Here is a 16,141-nt window from a genome sequence, read left to right on the forward strand (position 1 = left end):
CGAAAGGAAATAGTATGAAATACGCAATTATCGGCTTCGGCAAAATCGGCCATGCCCTGGCAAAGGCGTTTGCCCGCAAAGGCATCGACGTAGCCGTGGCAGCCACTCGCAGTCCTGAAAACCTTGTAGCCGATGCGGCAGCTATCGGGCCGACGATCATTCCAAAAACGCTGACCGACGCCGTCAGCGCGGACATCATCTTTCTTGCTGTGCGTTTTGAGTCCCACCTTGATGTCGCAAAGGCGCTGCCAACCTGGAAGGGAAAGACCGTCATCGATGTGACCAATGCGTACGGCGTATCACCTGAAGAGTTGGGTGGAGAGCCATCGTCAAAGGCCATCGCTCAGGCGTTTACGGGTGCAAGATTGGTCAAGGGCTTCAACCATTTGGGCTCAAATGTCCTTGAACAGGATCCGACGGTGCAGGGTGGCCGAAGAGTCGTCTTTTTAGCCAGCGACGATGACACTGCCGCAGAGGAAATCGGTTCGCTTGCAGAAACCCTCGGCTTCGCACCAATCAACCTGGGAGGGCTTTCGGCAGGTGGGCTACTTGTGCAAGCGCGGGGCAATAGCTGGGGTCAATTGATCTTCAAGGATCTGATCAAGCCAAACTGAGCAATGGATTCGATCCTGCTCGCGAGGAATACAGTCACCAGCGGCTAAAAGCGGTCATTCAGGTCTATCGGCATGTTTAAGTAGCCCAGTTTTTAACTGAACTGCCATCCATCTGTCCCGGGGCAACGTGGCCGCTTGAATCAGAATCATTCGGATGATTTGCATCGCCGTCACGAGTGTGACGGCGAGGTTCAATGCTTCAGATGAATACCTTTCCTTCGCTGAAAACCGTTGCGTCGACTTTGTCCAGACGATGGACATTTTGAGATGGTGCCGGCCAGAGGCCAGCGAGAGGAGTGACCGCTTCGGGTCGGCAGCTGCCATTGACGGTAGTGGGTGCCAACTTCCGCTTCGGCCGAATTCCGGCCTGAGCGAACGGTCACCGTTGAACCGGGCGAGGACAGCTAACGGTCGGATACCAGCCACGCTATGTGCCTAATGCCATGCCCTTGACCGCGCTATGCCATTTAGACGGTCTTGGCTTTAAGGTAAGCCTCGGCTCGCTTGGAGAGTATGGTTGGATGAGGACCGCCACCCTCAAGAAATTCGATCATGCGACCTACCGGCCAGATTTCGCTGGGTCCATTTACAAAATCGATGCCGTGCTCATCTCCGCGATAGTCATGCCAGTAGTTGGCAACTAACACATTGTCGCGAAAGATACGGTACTTGTAATGGCCGAACGACTCGCGTGGCGACTCGTCACGTTCAACTCTGAAAGTCATAAGGGCTCTCTTGCAACCAAATGTTTGAGTCAATCAGCGATCAGGTCTCCAACGTCTGGGCTGCTGCCTGTTTTATGGACATCAAGTTAAGGGTACATAGGAATCACCCTGCAGTGGCTCTGTGATTAGATCAACTTTCTCAAAGGCTCCACCACTACCGTGATAGGTTTCAGCGTGCAGGTGAAACAACTGCCCGCACGTTTGGCACGAAAAGTAATTGCTAACAAAATCACTCCAGTCTCCGCCCCTCGAAAGCCTAACAAACGGATCACCAAATACGCCTGCTCCTTCGTACTTGAGCACCCCTCGTTTTACTGCATCATCAGCTTTAGTGATCGCTCGTTCTAAATCTTTAGGTATCTTGATTCGCGTTCCGGAAATCAAACTTATGCACTTATCACAGGTCATGGCCGTGCACCCTAAAGTTTGAGGCAACGGGCCGGCGTTAGCCGATCCCGGTGGAGTGAAGTGGTAGGGAGCAAATAGCTAAGATGCATTGGCGAAATATGCCGCAAACATTGAGCGGGCTTCATTCTCGGAAATCGTGTGGGCTTCACGTGCGTTGAACTCCCACCAAGACCCACACACATCACAGTGATGTAGAGCCGCTTGCGCGTCGATTGAAGTTGCGACGCAAGTAGGAGGCATCGATTCTACGCCTTGGCGTTTGGCTGCCTCGGGCGAACACATGCCGGACAAAACACCTTGTCGACTTTGCTCACACCCCTGTTCGATCCAAGCAAACACTTCTGCCCCCTAACAGTTAATGTACATGCCCCCATATATCGGTACATTAAACCATTCGTGTAATCGTACCGTCTAAGCCTTTATTAGGTCTTTGCCAACCATCCCACAGGAAATCCCGAATCACCCTGCCGCTCTCGCTTCCTCAACCCCAGAGGAACGGCTGATCTGTAACTGGTAACAGACATTTCATCGAGATGCTGAGAACGTCCACTTCGGCCGACGAACTGCCTATATTGATTTCCGCAAAATGTCTCCGCAACGGCGTTAACGTCTTCTGTTTTTAAATGATTTTTTAGCATACCCAAGACCCCTCTAGCGGAGACAAAATTGCGGTAAACATTTGAAAACGCTCTACATCTACACAGACTTGAAAACTGCCGAGGATGCGAGTCCTCCGTGAGTTCGAATCTCACAGCCTCCGCCAGATTCAACAATAAAGCCCTGATTATTCAGGGCTTTATTGTTTTCAGGCTTTCTGCGTTTCGGCGCGCCAAAGGGGCGACTACTTCCGTAACCTCGCCCCGCATTGTGCGGATGCCGCAGCAACAACCAACTCAATCATGACCGAAGCTCCGCCAAGCGCTTCAGCGCCGCCAGCACCTGCGGGAAATCTCCCGTCACCATCGGGCCAAACTCTGCGGCGTTGGGGCCGGTGATTTCGGTGCTGTAGGTAACTTGGGTTTTGCCCTCACCCAATAGCTTGATCTGGTGATTGACCACTACCCGGGTGTCATCGATCACGGTTTCGTCGGTGAAGCCTTCGTTTGGCGCTACCGTCAGCAAAGTACTGGTGAATGCATCTTCGCCCGGCGGCTGCATGGTAAACGTGGTTCCCGCCACAAATGGGCCGTGGATTTCAATATGGGCGATTCCCGCGTTCCAGTTTTTCCAGCCCGGTACGTCAGAAAACAACGCCCATATCTGCGCCGGGGTTGCGGTGGTGACGATGCTTTCGGCGTGGCTCCACATGGCGGTGCTCCTGCTAAAGGTTGATGGCAGACAGGTCGTTGAGTGTTGGCTGGTTTGGTCGTTGCTCAAGCGTGTGCTTGCGTTCCTCGGTGTAGGCCCACCACGGTTGCGCTGCCTCGCCAGCCATGAAACGGGTTACCGAGATAAAGACATCAATCACGCACGGATCGTGCTGCACCCCGGTCTGGTCGCAGAGCGCCGCATACATGGCATAAGGACACCGCCCGGCCAACTGTGCCGGTTGCTCTATGCCCAAAAGCCGCAGGTCTTTGGCGCTGGCCGGGCCGATATTGGGCAGGTCTGTCAACGCGACCACGCGATCTCGATCAACCTTTTGCGGATTCATGACCTGCTCCCCTGCCCTTTGGCTGCCGGCAAGTGCCCGGCATCCGATCTTGGTCAAACAGCATTGGCTTGGCGCCCAAGCTAGTGTTTGTAGCTGCAAGAGGTGATGTAATCAAGCTGCGGGAAGTTGTGCGCGAGATAGGCGGCACCATCGGGGGCGGTGATTTTTTGCGGATCGGGGCCTGCACCCCAAGGCGGCATGTCGCCGTAGCTGGTGTTGAGTTGTGCGACGGTCTTCTGCAGCGATGTCGGCTCAATGTAGGCAAACGGGGTTTCCCACGGCATGATGCCCAAGGCATCAATTTTGTCACCCAGGGTAATAAACATGTGGGTGGCACGCGAATTGGCTCCATTGCCAGCAAAACTCAGGTATCCCCGCTTGAAGTTACGCAAGGCGGGCTGCTTGGGGTCGTCCGCAATCGTGCTCCAGGCCTTGGCGTCACCACGGGGCGGGACTGCACCGAACTGGCAGATGAAGTTATTGACGCAGCGAAACAGCGGCACGTCTTTAAAGAAACCCGCATCCACCATTTGCAGAAAACGCGCAGCACCCAAGGGCGACCAGGCGGGTTGGACCACAATGGTCATATCCCCTTTGGTGGTTTTGCATTGCACCGGTACGGCGGTTTTTTGATCGGGCTGGGCGTAAGCGGAAAACCCGAGACAAGCGCTCAACAAGGCGGCCAGGCAAAGAAGTTTCATCGTTTTCTCATCCAGTAGACGGCTGCGTTCTAATGACCCAGCGCCGCGCCATTCTGCCCGTTATTGCTGGTGAGCGAAAAGCGGTGCGTCGCCTTAGACTTTTGGCGCAACAATCCCCAACGCTTGGAAAACACCGGCCGATTCATGGATATGCGCGAGCCCACCGCAGACTGCATCGGCGGTGCGGCGTGTTCCGTTCATCAGGATACGGGTTGACCCATTTTGGTTTTTCGATAAATATGACGATCATCATATTTAATTACGAACCCAAGCCCATCATGGATCACAAACCGAGCCGTAAAGAGATAAGCCACGAGCGCATCGTTGCGGTTACGGCGCGGGCGATTCGTCGTGCGGGTTATGACGGTGTGGGCGTGGCCGACATCATGCAAGAAGCCGGGCTCACCCATGGCGGCTTTTATGCGCACTTCCCTTCCCGCAATGCCCTGCTGGTCGAGGCGCTCGAATATGTGACCCAGGAAGGCGCCGCTCTTTTTGCGCAGATGTTTGCCGACGGCAAAGCGCACGGCGTGAGCCCGTTGCGGGCGTTAATTGAAGGATATTTGTCTGAGGACCATCTGACTGGCCAGGAATGTGGCTGTGTCGTTGCCGCACTGAGTTCGGAAATGTCGCGGCAGTCGCCCGAGGTACGGGAAGCATCCTGCGCCCGTATACAAAGCCTGATTACGCTGGTGCAGCGTGTTTTGCCGGCAATGGTGGCACCCGAGAACGCAGTGGTCATCGTCAGCACGCTGGTTGGGTCGCTGCAACTGGCTAGGGCCATGAGCGACAAAAACCAGGGCAAAGCGATTCTGGAAACCAGTCGACGAGCCTTGATTCAGCAATATGACCAACCTGAGCCAGTCGCTGCGACTGCCTGACGCTGTATTAGTCGCATCAGTAACACCCGCGGGTAGCCCGCAATTGTATGACCGGTTTTTTGCAGCAACGCCTAAGTCGGCGTTTGTTTTTAACCACAAATATGATGATCGTCATATTTTATGAATTCAACGCCGTTATGGCGTCATTAACGCAGTTACTTCTGGAGAATCACATGGAACTCAAAAACGCTGTTGTTCTGGTTACCGGCGCCAATCGCGGCCTTGGTCTGGCCTTTGCGCGCGAGGCATTGGCTCGCGGTGCGCGCAAGGTCTATGCCGCCGCGCGCGACCCGGCCAGCATTACGCTACCCGGCGTGCAGGCGGTAAAGCTGGACGTCACCAATGCCGATGACGTCGCGACGGCGGCCCGAACCTTGGGCGACGTAACGGTGCTGATCAACAACGCCGGGATCGCTTTAATGGGAGGTTTTCTGGAGGAAAACAGCCTGGAGCAGGCTCGCGCGCAGATGGAAACCAATTACTTTGGGCCACTGCGTTTGAGTCAGGCCTTTGCCGGCACGCTCGGTGCCAATGGCGGCGGCGCAATCCTCAATGTGCTGTCGGTGGTGTCGTGGATCAGTTCGCCCATGATGACCGGTTACAGCGCCAGCAAATCGGCGGCGTGGAGTCTGACCAATGGGCTGCGTCACCAATTGCGTGAGCAAAACACGCAAGTGCTGGGTTTGCATATGGGCTTTGTCGATACCGATCTGACGCGAGGGCTTGATGCGCCCAAAAGCTCGCCCGAAGCCATCGTCACCCGCGCGCTGGATGCGCTGGAAGCCGGTGCCGACGAAGTATTGGGCGATGAATTCACCGAGCAAGTCAAACAAGGGCTGTCCGCAGTGCCCGGTGTGTATCTGGGCTACGAACGCCCCTGACTTCAGCCGCTAAATGCGAAAACCGGCGACGATCTCTTTCATCTGTCTGGCCAGGCCACTGACGTTGGTGGCCTGATCCGCAGCGGTGCGCGTCGCGGCACCGTTGTGTTCGCTGCTCTGCGCCAGCAACTCCACATTGCGGGAGATAGACTCGTTGGCCAGGCTTTGCTCACGCACGGCCAACGCCACCTCGCCCATCGCCGCCACAATGCGGTCGCTGGCCTCATGCAGCTTGCGCACCACGCCGCCCGCCGCACTAGCCTGACTGCGGCAATCGTCTACCCGGTTCACCACCAGTTCCATCTGGGTCACCACACGACCCACGCTGTCCTGAATATGCTGGATGGTGGATTGAATCTGGTTGGTTGATTGCGACGTATGCTCGGCCAGCTTGCGTACTTCATCCGCCACGACGGCAAAACCACGCCCTTGCTCACCGGCCCGCGCAGCCTCGATGGCGGCATTCAGCGCCAGCAAGTTGGTTTGCGATGCCAAGGCTTTGATCACATCCAGCACACCAGAGATTTCGCTTGAATCCTTACCCAGCTGATCCACATCGCGTGCGGCCTCTTCGACCAACGTGGCAATCGTGGTGATGCTGTTTTCGGTGCGTTCGAACTCGTGGGCACTTTGGCCGCTCTTGTCGCCAGCATCTTGCGACAACGCGTGTGCCTCATGGGCCTCGGTAGAGGTATGCGACAAGCTCACGGCGATTTGCTCGACGGCCGCCGCGATGCTGCCGGTATTCTGGTTCTGCAGCTCAGTGCTTTGCGCCAGTTGTCGCGACGCGCCATCCAGCGCACCAGCGCTGGCAGACAACTCGCCGGAAACCGCATGCATGCGTTGTAACGCGGTCTGGACGTGCGCCAGACAGGTATTCAGCGCGCCACCCAAAGCGCCAATCTCATCATTTGAAGTGACCGCAATCCGCGAAGTGAAGTCGCTGTTGTCGGTAATGTTCTGAACCTTGGACGCCACCTCAGACAAGGGGCCGGTCACCGTACGCGTGGTCAGCCAGTAAAAACCGCTTAAGCCCGCAACAACTGCCACCACCATGCCGATCATGCTCAGCAGAAACTGGCGCTCCGCCAGTGCATGCGCTTGCGCCTGGATGCGGGTCGACTCGTCACCAATGCTGGCGACGGCTTTGGTCAACAACGTGGTCGGCGGGCGGTCGATACCCGCAACTGCGGCATCGCCAGCGGCGGGCACAAATCCGGCACTGCGAAAAGCCTCTAGCCCGCGACGGTAGCCTTGGCCCAGTTCTTTGTGGGCATCACGAAACTGGCGAACCAGATCGGCACTTTCGCCAGGCGGCAAAGTTTGCTGCAAGTGGTCAGCAGACTCCTGCACCGCAGCTTCCTGCTTTTGAAAAGCGCCCCAGTGCTGTTCCAGCTTTGCGGCATCATGACCGCGTAGCAGCGTGTCTTTCCATTCCTGCACCTGAATTTTGAAAACCACCTGCATGCTCAGTACCTGCACCTGGGCATCTTGCAGTTGTTTGACCTCGGTTTCATAGCGCCGCACGCTCGATTGCATGCCAGCGATACCGACAAACGCGGCCGCTGCCACCAGACTGGCGGCAACGAGATAGCACACCAGAATCTTGCCTCGTACGGTACGCAAAAACATGGCAGCAGTCCTTTTGGGCAGAGTGCCCTTTGATCATAAGCGAACAGTACGAATTATGCTTACAAGCTGATTCGTGGAGCGGGTTTTCTTTCAACACTACCGCGATTGGCGGGCCTCCCCCAAACAAACGTTAATTGATTGCGGTCAGTTCAATGGGTAACCAGAAAACGCGAGATATCAATGCCGTAGTGCTCTGCCGCTTCCACCCCGACAATCCGGTCTTTGCCGCGCTGCACCGGAATAGCCATATTGATTTCCTGCGATGGCACGGGACGATTGTGCTTGAGCGAGTACACCACTTTGAGACGCGGCTGCAGCGGCGTTGCGTTGTTGGCTTCAATCACCACCGCCAGGCGCTGGGACTCCAGCTTCACCAGTGAACCCACTGGATAAATCCCTACCGTCCGGATAAACAGCTGTACCAGTTCCGGATCAAAATGACTCGGGCTCCACTCCCACAGCTTGCGCAGCACCTGTGAAGCTGGCAGACCTTTGTGATAACAGCGGTCGGAGGTCACCGCGTCGTAGACATCCACAATGGAAGCCATGCGCGTCAACAGGCTGATCTCGTCACCTTTGCGGTGATGCGGATAACCAGAGCCATCCATGCGCTCATGATGATGCAGCGTTACGTCCAGCGCTTCCGGGTCAATCCCTTCCAGCTGCCGCAGTACTTCCCATCCTTGCTGCGGATGGCCTTTGATGATGGTGAACTCTTCGTCGGTCAGGCGGCCGGGCTTGTCCAGAATATGATCGGGAATCCGCATTTTGCCCACGTCATGCAACAGGCCAGCCATGCCCGCTTTACGCACGGTTTCTGCATCCAGCCCCATGCTTTTGGCAAACGCGATCATCAGCGTGCCCACCGCCACACTGTGCAGAAAGGTGTATTCGTTCTTGTCCCGAATGCACAGCAATCCGAGCATGGCACTGGGGTTGCGTTCGATCGAACCGGTAATGGCCTCAACCACATCTTCGACTTGCGCAATCTCGACCATGCGGCCCAGCCGCACGTCCTGCATGACCTTGCGAACGGCTCTGCTGGCTTGCTTGTGGATATTGTTGGCACGACGGATTTCGTCTTTAACCGCGACGGGAGCGGGCTTGGTGGGCTCCGCCAAAGCTTGCAGCAGTGTCGCTTCGGTTTCAGCCTGCACCTCTTCCAGCGTAGGCGCCTGCGCCACATCGGCACCACGACTGGAATCGATATAAAGCTCTTTCACCCCGGTGTCGCGAATCCGTTGCAGATCCTTGGGGTCATCCAGCATGAACTGGTTGCGTACAAACGGGTGATCAAACCATGCCAGGTTCAAATCATGAATAAACATGCCCGTTGTAAGTTGCTCTATGGCTATTTTGTGAATCATTGCTTGGCCCTGAGCAGCACGGGGATTAAATAAGCACCAGCATGCTTACCAACTATGTCAATTAAAGCCAAATTTGGCAGATCAGCTTTCAATTTACCAGCACTGCATGGAAACCGGCCAGTACGTACGTCGTGTTGTTCATCCCGGTTGCAAAAACGCGAACGCGCCACGTCGCCCAATTGAGTGCTTAGTCGAAGTGATAAATCAGCGGCACGCAGCCATAAGGTGGTGCAAACTCGACCGCGAAATCGGTAAAACCATGTCGGGTATAAAAACCGACGGCAGTACTGGAAGAGTTGGTACGGATGTGGCCACGTGGCGATTGGTCGGCACACGGAGCCAGAGCGTGCAGCAACAACTCGCTGCCCACACCCTGCCCATGCCATTGCGGATCAACATACAGCACGGCCAGATTCCAGAATTGCTTGACCAGAATCACGCCCGCCAGCTTTCCCTGCCGTACCGACTTCAGCGCCAAATGAGCATCAGGGTCAGCCAGCCCGAGCGCGAAATTCTGCGCGATATGCTCAGCAAGTTCGGCCCATTCTTCGGCGGTAAGCGTTTGCGTGCCGAGGATTGCGGCATGGCTGACGCGCAAAGCGTCATCGAGATCTGCAGTGATGAGTGGTTCGATCATGAGATGGCGAAGGCAGGTCGTTGGCGGCGCGAATGATCTACACACTTTATGACACTGACTCACGCGCCGGTTGTTGGGGCAAACGGCTCGGTTGGCGTGCCTTGATGAAACACCATCTGCCATTGCCCGGCAGTACGGCGCCAGATTGAACTGCGCAGACTGTGGCGCTCCAGTTGCTCACCTGCTGCAGCCCACTGCGCCGAACGATATGTCAGCAAGGCCAGACCATCTGCCAGTAATTTGAGCGCGTAATCTTGCGAATAAAGCCGGACCGGCGCTTCTTCGGCCAATACGGTCAGGATGTCGGGCTTATGGTAAATCGCACCGGAGCGACCAAACTCCATGAAGTTGTCGTGCAGCAAGGCAGCGACCTGCGACGAATCGTGGCGCACGTCGGGCTGGTGCAAGGCCATTTCCAGGGCTTTAAGCGCTTCGAGCAGGTCGGATTGAGGCATGGTGCAGGTCAGGAAGTGGTCTGTGAGAACCAGCATAGCCAACAGAGTGGCCGGCTAGAAACCTTTGTTGGTTTTGGGGCGACTGTTGAACTCATCGACCAGCTTTTGTTCCTGCCGCGATTCGCGTTTGATCTCGTCCACATTGTGCCGGTCTTCCAGCTTTTCGAAGGCTTTGACCTTTTTCTCGCATTCCTGCCAGGCCGCTTTGTGGCGATCATAGTCACGCTGCAGGCGCTCGACCTCGCCCTGCTGCTGGGTAGCCGCTTCATCCAGTCGCGCCAGGAAAACCTGATAGTCGCGCCACTGGGTCACGGTCATGCCGCCCTGCCCGCTCTGCGTCAGCCGGGCTCGGTATTCATCGCGATAGCCATTTACCTGCACCAGCTTTTGCCGCGCCATCTCGGCCTTGGCCGCTGCGCTTTGCATGATGCGCGCGGCATCCTCGCGCTGGTCGCGACTGAGCGTCAACAATAGGGCAAACCGGAACTGTGCCACTTCTAAAACCTTGTTATCAGGCGTGCAGGTCGGACGGACTCGGCGCATTCATGCAGTTGGGAATGCTAATGGAATACTAGCGGATATCAGCCAGGAAACACGCCAAACAATTCACCCAGTTTGGCCCGCGAACCCGCGTAACCCTCGCGTTCTTCAATGGCTTGCTGCAAGAAATGCTCAAACGACGGAAAGCGACGAATGGCATCATCCAGCGTTGGATCGCTGCCTTGCACGTAGGCGCCCACACTCAACAAGTCTCGGCTGCGCTGGTAGCGTGACCACAAATGTTTGAAGCGGCGCACCAGTTCAAATTCTTGCGGCGACACAATATCGGTCATGACCCGGCTGATTGAGGCTTCGATATCAATGGCCGGATAGTGACCGGTTTCCGCCAGGCTGCGCGACAACACAAAGTGGCCATCCAGAATGGCGCGGGCGTTATCGGCAATCGGGTCTTGCTGGTCATCGCCTTCCGACAGCACGGTATAAAACGCGGTGATGGATCCGCCGCCCTCACGCCCGTTACCGGCCCGTTCAACCAGTTGTGGCAAACGCGCAAACACGGAGGCCGGATAACCCTTGGTCGCCGGCGGCTCACCGACGGCCAGGGCGATTTCACGCTGCGCCATGGCATAACGCGTCAGCGAATCCATGATCAGCAAGACATTCTTGCCTTCGTTGCGGAAATACTCGGCAATGCTGGTCGCATATGCGGCACCGTATAGTCGCAACAAGGGCGGCGTGTCTGCTGGCGCGGCAACCACGACCGAGCGTTGCAAGCCGGATTCGCCCAGGATGTTCTCGATGAAATCCTTGACCTCGCGACCACGCTCGCCGATCAGTCCCACAACCACTACGTCGGCGGTGGTATAGCGGGCCATCATCCCCAGCAAAACGGATTTACCGACACCGGAACCGGCAAACAGCCCCAGCCGTTGCCCGCGCCCGACGGTGAGCAACGCGTTGATGGCGCGCACACCGACGTCCATAACCTCACGCACCGGCTCGCGATACATCGGATTGAACGGGCGCGAGAACAATGGCATCCAGTCGTCACTCTCCAATCGGCCTTTGCCATCCAGCGGCCGCCCCAGCGCATCAATAATGCGCCCGAGCAAACCCCAGCCGACCGGCACCTGACGACCATGATCTTCGATACGCCGTTGCGGCGGGCGCGGCTTGCCATACTCCGGCACCCACGCCGCGATATCTTCGTGCGGTACGACTTCTGCGCCCGGCTCTACGCCATACAACTCGGCCACCGGCATCAGAAACAACCGGTCTTCCTGAAAGCCGACCACGACGGCTTCCACTGCCAGATTGCCTGGAGTCATCACCTCGCAAGAGGCACCAATCGGCAAACGCAGCCCCGTGGCTTCCAGCACCAGACCAGAGACACGCACCAGCTTGCCGCGCGGCAACCAGGGCCGGATATGTTTGCTGGCAACGGCACACTCTTGGAGATAGAGCTTGCAAGCCTCAAACGGGTTCGTCATCGGCCGGTACGTCCAGATCAAGCGAAAGTGCATCCAGCGCTGCGGGCGACAGCGCCTCTTCGGCCGCTGGCACCTCGGCGTGCCAGGCCAGATCCGGGCGAGCATCGCGTTTCAGCACCCGCAGTTGCGCTGCCCAGCGAGCAGTCAGCGAGAGATCAGCCCGCGAAATAGGCGTTTCAATCCGGCAGCCGCCGGGGGTTTGATTGGGATCAGCGACCACTCGCCAGATTTCGGAAGGCAATTCGACCCCCATCATGGAGTTGATTGCCGCAATGTCGTCGGGATGCGCAAGGATGCGTGCTGGCGCCCGCGCCGCTGGCATGGAGTCGATCAGTTCGCGAATCACCGGCAATACGCGCTGCCGATCTGCGGCGATTTCGACCCGGGCCACTTCACGCGCCACCACCAGTGCCAGATCGAGTACCGATTCGGCTAGCTCAGCCTGCGCATTGGAAGAGAAATTTTCCAGTTGCTCCAGCAACGCCTTGAGCCGTGCGACTTCATCCGCCGCCTCGGCCCGCCCGGCTTCCAGGCCAATTGCATGGCCGGTATCAAAGCCTTCTTGCTGGGCCTGCTGGTGGATTGCTTCGAGTTCTTCTGCGGTGGGCAGTGGCACGCCGGGCGCAGGCGCGTGCGCGGCTTCTGGCTCAGCGGTGACTGGCGCGGCAGTCTCGGCAGGACTGGCGACCGTTGCGGACGCGGCCTCAGGCACTGGAGCAGCCGCAGCCGGGATCGGCGCTTGGCCGGGACGCACGCGCACCGGGGACGGATCGTCGATCGTGCCGAGTTCCCAACGCTCCCACGCGGTGAGTTCTTCGCGGGGGATGACGCGACGCATTGAATTAGCCATAAGTTTTGCGCCGCTTATTCAACGACGCCTTCTTCGCCCTTGCCGGAGAGCACGATCTGCCCTTCGTCAGCCAAGCGGCGTACAATTTTGAGAATTTCTTTCTGTTCGGATTCGACTTCCGACAACTTGACCGGCCCTTTGGCCTCCAGGTCATCACGCAGCATTTCGGCAGCGCGCTGCGACATGTTCTTGAAGATTTTGTCGCGCAATTGCGGGCTGGTGCCTTTGAGGGCAATGACCAGCGAATCGGACTGGATTTCACGCAACAGTAACTGAATGCCGCGGTCGTCGATGTCCAGCACATTGTCGAAGGTGAACATCTTGTCCTGGATGCGCTGAGCCAGTTCTGGGTCGTATTCGCGCACGCTGGTAATGGCCGAAGCCTCGACCACGCCGCCCATAAAGTTGAGGATGTCTGCCGCCATCTGCACGCCACCCATCGCGCTTTTTTTGATCTTGTCCGACCCGGATAGCAACTGGGTTAGCACATCGTTCAGTTCTTTGAGCGCGGCGGGCTGCACGCCTTCCAGCGTGGCAATGCGCAGCAGCACGTCATTGCGGTTACGTTCAACAAAATGCGAGAGAATTTCAGAAGCCTGATCGGGTTCGAGGTGAACCAGAATCGTGGCGATAATCTGCGGGTGCTCGTTTTTAATGAGCTCGGCCACAGCGGCAGAATCCATCCATTTGAGGGACTCAATGCCGTTGTTGTCGTTGCCCTGCAAGATACGATCCAGCAGATTGGCGGCCTTGTCCGAGCCCAGCGCCTTGGTCAGCACCGAGCGGATATATTCGTCGGCCGCGCCCAGATTGGCGCGATTTTGCGATGACGACATAAAGTCGCCCAGCACGCCTTCAACCTCTTCGCGCTTGACGTTATCCATGCCGGCCATGGTGAAGCCCAGCTTCTGGACTTCTTTCGGACCCAGGTAGCGAAACACCTCAACCGCAGCATCTTCGCCCAGCGTCATCAACAAGATGGCCGCTTTACGTACGCCTTCTTCATTCAATGTGGCGGCCATAACGAGTGCTCCCGAGGTGAGGTAGTACAAACACAATCAATGAGAAAAAACAGAAAACCAGAATCTGCCGAGGTAATTAGCAGCAAACAGAATTACGCATTGCCGTTCGACCTCAAGCCATTGCCAGCGAGAAACGCCTAGCCGATCTTGTTCGGATTGGCCGACTCTTCTTCTTTGGACATCCATTCACGCAGAATGGTCGCAACCATGCGTGGATCATTCTTGGCCAGTTCACGCGCCTGACTGAGCACATCGGCCTGCGCGGCCAGTCGTGCCATGGCATCTTGCTCTTCTTCGTCACGGGCGCTGGCGGCTTCTTCGGTCAGACCGGTCGAATCGCCCAGATCAAGTTCGATCGACTTGGGTTCCTCGCGCGCTTTGGACAAATCGCGCATCAACGGACGCACCACAAAGATCAGCAGATAGAGCACCACCAGTGCAATCAGACCCAGCTTGATCAGGTTTGCCAGATTGGCCTTGATAAACGAAACGGCCTGTTCCTGCATCGACTGCTCAGCTTCTGGCAACGGCGCGCCGGCAAAGGTCGCGTTGACCACATTGATGGAGTCGCCCCGATCTTTGTTGTAACCAATGGACTCTTGCACCAGATTGTTGATCTGCGCCATTTCCTGCGGCGAGTACGGCGCCCAGCTGGATTTGCCGTCTTTATCCTGCACGGGCTTGTAATTGATGACCACCGCCGCCGACAAGCGCTTGACCGTGCCAATGGGTTGCTTCACGTGCTGCACGGTTTTGTCGACTTCGTAATTGGTAGTCGACTCCTTGTGCGAGCTGGTCGAACCGCTTGGCGAGGCAGCCGCAGCACCAGACGCGGTAGCTACGGTGATCGGGGCCGCTGCAGCGCCTGGAGGCTGGTTGGACAACGCACCAGGCACGCCAGCAGCGCCACCGGTATCGTTTTTACCTTCCTGACTACTGGTCTGCTGGCTGCGGATAGATGCAGTATCCGACGCGGTGTTGGGCTTGAAGGTTTCGGAGGTCTGTTCGACCTCGGCAAAGTCCACTTGCGCGGTCACTTCGGCGTGCACGTTTTCCTTGCCGACCAGCGGCTCCAGAATGGCCTGTACCCGATCGACATAGCCTTTTTCGATCTGCTGCACATACACCAACTGGCGCGCATCCAGATTGGCATGGTTGGCCGAACTGTTTTGCGACAGCAGATTGCCGTCCTGATCCACCACGCTGACGTTGGCAACGGTGAGTTCAGGCACGCTGGACGACACCAGATGCACTACGCCCGCCACTTGCCCGCTATCGAGCGTACGGCCCGGGCGCAGCGTCAGCATGACTGATGCAGTGGGTTTTTGTTGATCGCGCAGAAATACCGTCTGGCGCGGCATGGCCAGATGCACCCGCGCTTTATCAACCGACTGGATGGTTTCAATGGAACGAGCCAGCTCGCCTTCAACCGCGCGCTGGTAATTGACCTGTTCGGCGAATTGCGACACCCCGAATTTCTGGTTGTCCATCAATTCAAAACCAACTTCTCCGGATTTGGGCAGGCCCTTTGCCGCCAATTGCAGGCGCACGTCGTAAACACGATTGGCCGGAACCGAAATCGTGCCGCTTTGTTCAAGCTTGTACGGGATATTGAGTTGTTGCAGCGACTGCAGAATTTCGCCGCCGTCTTTATCGGGGATATTGGTATAGAGGATGCGGTAATCGGGTTCACGGCTCCACAACGCTACGCCCACCAGCACCGCAATAAGCGCAGCCAGTCCGACCATAAACATGGCCTTGCGTGAACCAGGGAGATCGACAAAGCGCCTGCGTGCATTGTCCAGGGCACTACCCTGTGCACGCCCGCCCTCAACTGCTACGTCCGCTTCCGCCATAACAAACTTGTCAGTGCCCGGTTATGTCGCCAGATCTCATCAGACCTGGAGATTCATGATTTCCTGGTACGCGCTGACCAGTTTATTGCGCACCTGCACCATGGTTTGAAACGACAGGCTCGCCTTTTGCAGCGAAACCATCACGTCTTGCAGGTCAGTTTGCGGGTCTCCAGACTGAAAAGCGGTTTGTTGTGCTTCAGCGCTGTTTTGTACCTGGCTGACTTGATCAATCGAGGATTTGAGCATGCCGGCAAAATCGGACGCACCAGTGCCCGTTGCGGCCGGCGCAGCAGGCTGCCCCGCTGCCAGCGAGGACATGGCTTTAAGTTCGCCCAGAAGTTGATCGATGCCTTGCACGCTATTCATGCTTGAAAAAGTCCGTTTCCCGCGAATGAATCAAATGTGGATGTCAACAAGACATAAAAAGACGCAGTATCCCCAGATTGTAGGGGGCGCTACACCAGTGC

18 protein-coding genes and 1 tRNA gene are annotated in these 16,141 nt (G+C 56.9%); 4 read left to right on the forward strand and 15 right to left on the reverse strand.

Annotation, left to right across the window (positions count from 1 at the left end; genetic code table 11):
- The first annotated feature begins 14 nt into the window (after positions 1-14).
- A complete protein-coding gene (locus P4L78_RS11050; RefSeq protein ID WP_309328150.1) occupies positions 15-614 on the forward strand; it encodes an NADPH-dependent F420 reductase in 600 nt (199 codons plus the stop codon).
- A gap of 467 nt (positions 615-1,081) precedes the next feature.
- On the opposite strand, the gene P4L78_RS11055 is transcribed toward P4L78_RS11050, so the two are convergent.
- A complete protein-coding gene (locus P4L78_RS11055; RefSeq protein WP_309328151.1) occupies positions 1,082-1,339 on the reverse strand; it encodes a hypothetical protein in 258 nt (85 codons plus the stop codon).
- Positions 1,340-1,420: 81 nt separating this feature from the next.
- Complete coding sequence (locus P4L78_RS11060) at positions 1,421-1,747, reverse strand: hypothetical protein (RefSeq protein WP_309328152.1); 327 nt, start codon at positions 1,745-1,747, stop codon at positions 1,421-1,423.
- 656 nt (positions 1,748-2,403) lie between these two features.
- Between P4L78_RS11060 and P4L78_RS11065 the strand changes: the two genes are divergently transcribed.
- Positions 2,404-2,510 (forward strand) — tRNA-OTHER (locus tag P4L78_RS11065).
- A 134-nt stretch (positions 2,511-2,644) separates the two neighbouring features.
- On the opposite strand, the gene P4L78_RS11070 is transcribed toward P4L78_RS11065, so the two are convergent.
- From P4L78_RS11070 to P4L78_RS11080, 3 genes are all read right to left on the reverse strand, one after another.
- The gene (locus tag P4L78_RS11070; protein WP_309328153.1) at positions 2,645-3,055 is read right to left on the reverse strand and encodes an SRPBCC family protein; all 411 of its coding nucleotides are present in this window, start codon (positions 3,053-3,055) and stop codon (positions 2,645-2,647) included.
- Positions 3,056-3,068: 13 nt separating this feature from the next.
- A complete protein-coding gene (locus P4L78_RS11075; RefSeq protein ID WP_309328154.1) occupies positions 3,069-3,401 on the reverse strand; it encodes a helix-hairpin-helix domain-containing protein in 333 nt (110 codons plus the stop codon).
- Positions 3,402-3,481: 80 nt separating this feature from the next.
- Positions 3,482-4,102, reverse strand: a complete 621-nt coding sequence (locus P4L78_RS11080) for a peptidylprolyl isomerase (RefSeq protein ID WP_309328155.1) — start codon at positions 4,100-4,102, stop codon at positions 3,482-3,484.
- Between the two features lie 32 nt (positions 4,103-4,134).
- On the opposite strand from P4L78_RS11080, the gene P4L78_RS11085 reads away from it, so the two are divergent.
- Both P4L78_RS11085 and P4L78_RS11090 read left to right on the forward strand, forming a co-directional pair.
- Positions 4,135-4,983 (forward strand): TetR/AcrR family transcriptional regulator, encoded by an 849-nt coding sequence (locus tag P4L78_RS11085; RefSeq protein WP_309328156.1) that lies wholly within the window; start codon positions 4,135-4,137, stop codon positions 4,981-4,983.
- 173 nt (positions 4,984-5,156) lie between these two features.
- Positions 5,157-5,864 carry an SDR family oxidoreductase gene (locus P4L78_RS11090; protein WP_283150309.1) on the forward strand — a complete coding sequence of 236 codons (708 nt, stop codon included), beginning with the start codon at positions 5,157-5,159 and terminating at the stop codon, positions 5,862-5,864.
- A gap of 9 nt (positions 5,865-5,873) precedes the next feature.
- On the opposite strand, the gene P4L78_RS11095 is transcribed toward P4L78_RS11090, so the two are convergent.
- The 10 genes from P4L78_RS11095 to fliE form a co-directional block, all read right to left on the reverse strand.
- Entirely contained in the window at positions 5,874-7,496 is a 1,623-nt protein-coding gene (locus P4L78_RS11095; RefSeq protein WP_283150310.1) for a methyl-accepting chemotaxis protein, read from the reverse strand.
- Positions 7,497-7,645: 149 nt separating this feature from the next.
- On the reverse strand, positions 7,646-8,863 hold the full coding sequence (locus P4L78_RS11100; RefSeq protein WP_283150311.1) for an HD-GYP domain-containing protein: 1,218 nt from the start codon (positions 8,861-8,863) through the stop codon (positions 7,646-7,648).
- 187 nt (positions 8,864-9,050) lie between these two features.
- Positions 9,051-9,500: a GNAT family N-acetyltransferase gene (locus tag P4L78_RS11105; RefSeq protein WP_309328158.1), complete on the reverse strand. Its 450-nt coding sequence runs from the start codon at positions 9,498-9,500 to the stop codon at positions 9,051-9,053.
- 59 nt (positions 9,501-9,559) lie between these two features.
- Positions 9,560-9,955 (reverse strand): DUF4440 domain-containing protein, encoded by a 396-nt coding sequence (locus P4L78_RS11110; protein ID WP_309328160.1) that lies wholly within the window; start codon positions 9,953-9,955, stop codon positions 9,560-9,562.
- Positions 9,956-10,009: 54 nt separating this feature from the next.
- Positions 10,010-10,450, reverse strand: a complete 441-nt coding sequence (gene fliJ, locus P4L78_RS11115) for a flagellar export protein FliJ (protein WP_309328161.1) — start codon at positions 10,448-10,450, stop codon at positions 10,010-10,012.
- Between the two features lie 86 nt (positions 10,451-10,536).
- Positions 10,537-11,946 carry a flagellar protein export ATPase FliI gene (gene fliI / locus P4L78_RS11120; protein ID WP_309328163.1) on the reverse strand — a complete coding sequence of 470 codons (1,410 nt, stop codon included), beginning with the start codon at positions 11,944-11,946 and terminating at the stop codon, positions 10,537-10,539.
- Positions 11,930-12,784, reverse strand: coding sequence for a flagellar assembly protein FliH (locus P4L78_RS11125; RefSeq protein ID WP_309328164.1), 855 nt, complete (start codon positions 12,782-12,784; stop codon positions 11,930-11,932). The genes fliI and P4L78_RS11125 overlap by 17 nt, the downstream gene beginning before the upstream one ends.
- 26 nt (positions 12,785-12,810) lie before the next feature.
- The gene (gene fliG, locus P4L78_RS11130) at positions 12,811-13,818 is read right to left on the reverse strand and encodes a flagellar motor switch protein FliG (protein WP_283150317.1); all 1,008 of its coding nucleotides are present in this window, start codon (positions 13,816-13,818) and stop codon (positions 12,811-12,813) included.
- Between the two features lie 137 nt (positions 13,819-13,955).
- A complete protein-coding gene (fliF, locus tag P4L78_RS11135; protein WP_309328166.1) occupies positions 13,956-15,572 on the reverse strand; it encodes a flagellar basal-body MS-ring/collar protein FliF in 1,617 nt (538 codons plus the stop codon).
- Positions 15,573-15,713: 141 nt separating this feature from the next.
- Positions 15,714-16,040 (reverse strand): flagellar hook-basal body complex protein FliE, encoded by a 327-nt coding sequence (gene fliE, locus P4L78_RS11140; RefSeq protein WP_283150319.1) that lies wholly within the window; start codon positions 16,038-16,040, stop codon positions 15,714-15,716.
- Between the last annotated feature and the right edge of the window lie 101 nt (positions 16,041-16,141).

Source organism: Silvimonas sp., assembly GCF_031291215.1.
In the GTDB taxonomy this organism is placed as follows: domain Bacteria; phylum Pseudomonadota; class Gammaproteobacteria; order Burkholderiales; family Chitinibacteraceae; genus Silvimonas; species Silvimonas soli.

Coding starts and splice junctions, on each gene's coding strand:
- P4L78_RS11080 (WP_309328155.1), bottom strand. CDS start 4,102: ATGAAACTTCTTTGCCTGGCCGCCTTGTTGAGCGCTTGTCTCGGGTTT.
- P4L78_RS11100 (WP_283150311.1), bottom strand. CDS start 8,863: ATGATTCACAAAATAGCCATAGAGCAACTTACAACGGGCATGTTTATT.
- P4L78_RS11090 (WP_283150309.1), top strand. CDS start 5,157: ATGGAACTCAAAAACGCTGTTGTTCTGGTTACCGGCGCCAATCGCGGC.
- P4L78_RS11105 (WP_309328158.1), bottom strand. CDS start 9,500: ATGATCGAACCACTCATCACTGCAGATCTCGATGACGCTTTGCGCGTC.
- P4L78_RS11095 (WP_283150310.1), bottom strand. CDS start 7,496: ATGTTTTTGCGTACCGTACGAGGCAAGATTCTGGTGTGCTATCTCGTT.
- P4L78_RS11060 (WP_309328152.1), bottom strand. CDS start 1,747: ATGACCTGTGATAAGTGCATAAGTTTGATTTCCGGAACGCGAATCAAG.
- fliI (WP_309328163.1), bottom strand. CDS start 11,946: ATGACGAACCCGTTTGAGGCTTGCAAGCTCTATCTCCAAGAGTGTGCC.
- P4L78_RS11070 (WP_309328153.1), bottom strand. CDS start 3,055: ATGTGGAGCCACGCCGAAAGCATCGTCACCACCGCAACCCCGGCGCAG.
- fliE (WP_283150319.1), bottom strand. CDS start 16,040: ATGAATAGCGTGCAAGGCATCGATCAACTTCTGGGCGAACTTAAAGCC.
- P4L78_RS11085 (WP_309328156.1), top strand. CDS start 4,135: ATGACCCAGCGCCGCGCCATTCTGCCCGTTATTGCTGGTGAGCGAAAA.
- P4L78_RS11055 (WP_309328151.1), bottom strand. CDS start 1,339: ATGACTTTCAGAGTTGAACGTGACGAGTCGCCACGCGAGTCGTTCGGC.
- P4L78_RS11050 (WP_309328150.1), top strand. CDS start 15: ATGAAATACGCAATTATCGGCTTCGGCAAAATCGGCCATGCCCTGGCA.
- P4L78_RS11125 (WP_309328164.1), bottom strand. CDS start 12,784: ATGCGTCGCGTCATCCCCCGCGAAGAACTCACCGCGTGGGAGCGTTGG.
- P4L78_RS11075 (WP_309328154.1), bottom strand. CDS start 3,401: ATGAATCCGCAAAAGGTTGATCGAGATCGCGTGGTCGCGTTGACAGAC.
- P4L78_RS11110 (WP_309328160.1), bottom strand. CDS start 9,955: ATGCCTCAATCCGACCTGCTCGAAGCGCTTAAAGCCCTGGAAATGGCC.
- fliG (WP_283150317.1), bottom strand. CDS start 13,818: ATGGCCGCCACATTGAATGAAGAAGGCGTACGTAAAGCGGCCATCTTG.
- fliF (WP_309328166.1), bottom strand. CDS start 15,572: ATGTTTATGGTCGGACTGGCTGCGCTTATTGCGGTGCTGGTGGGCGTA.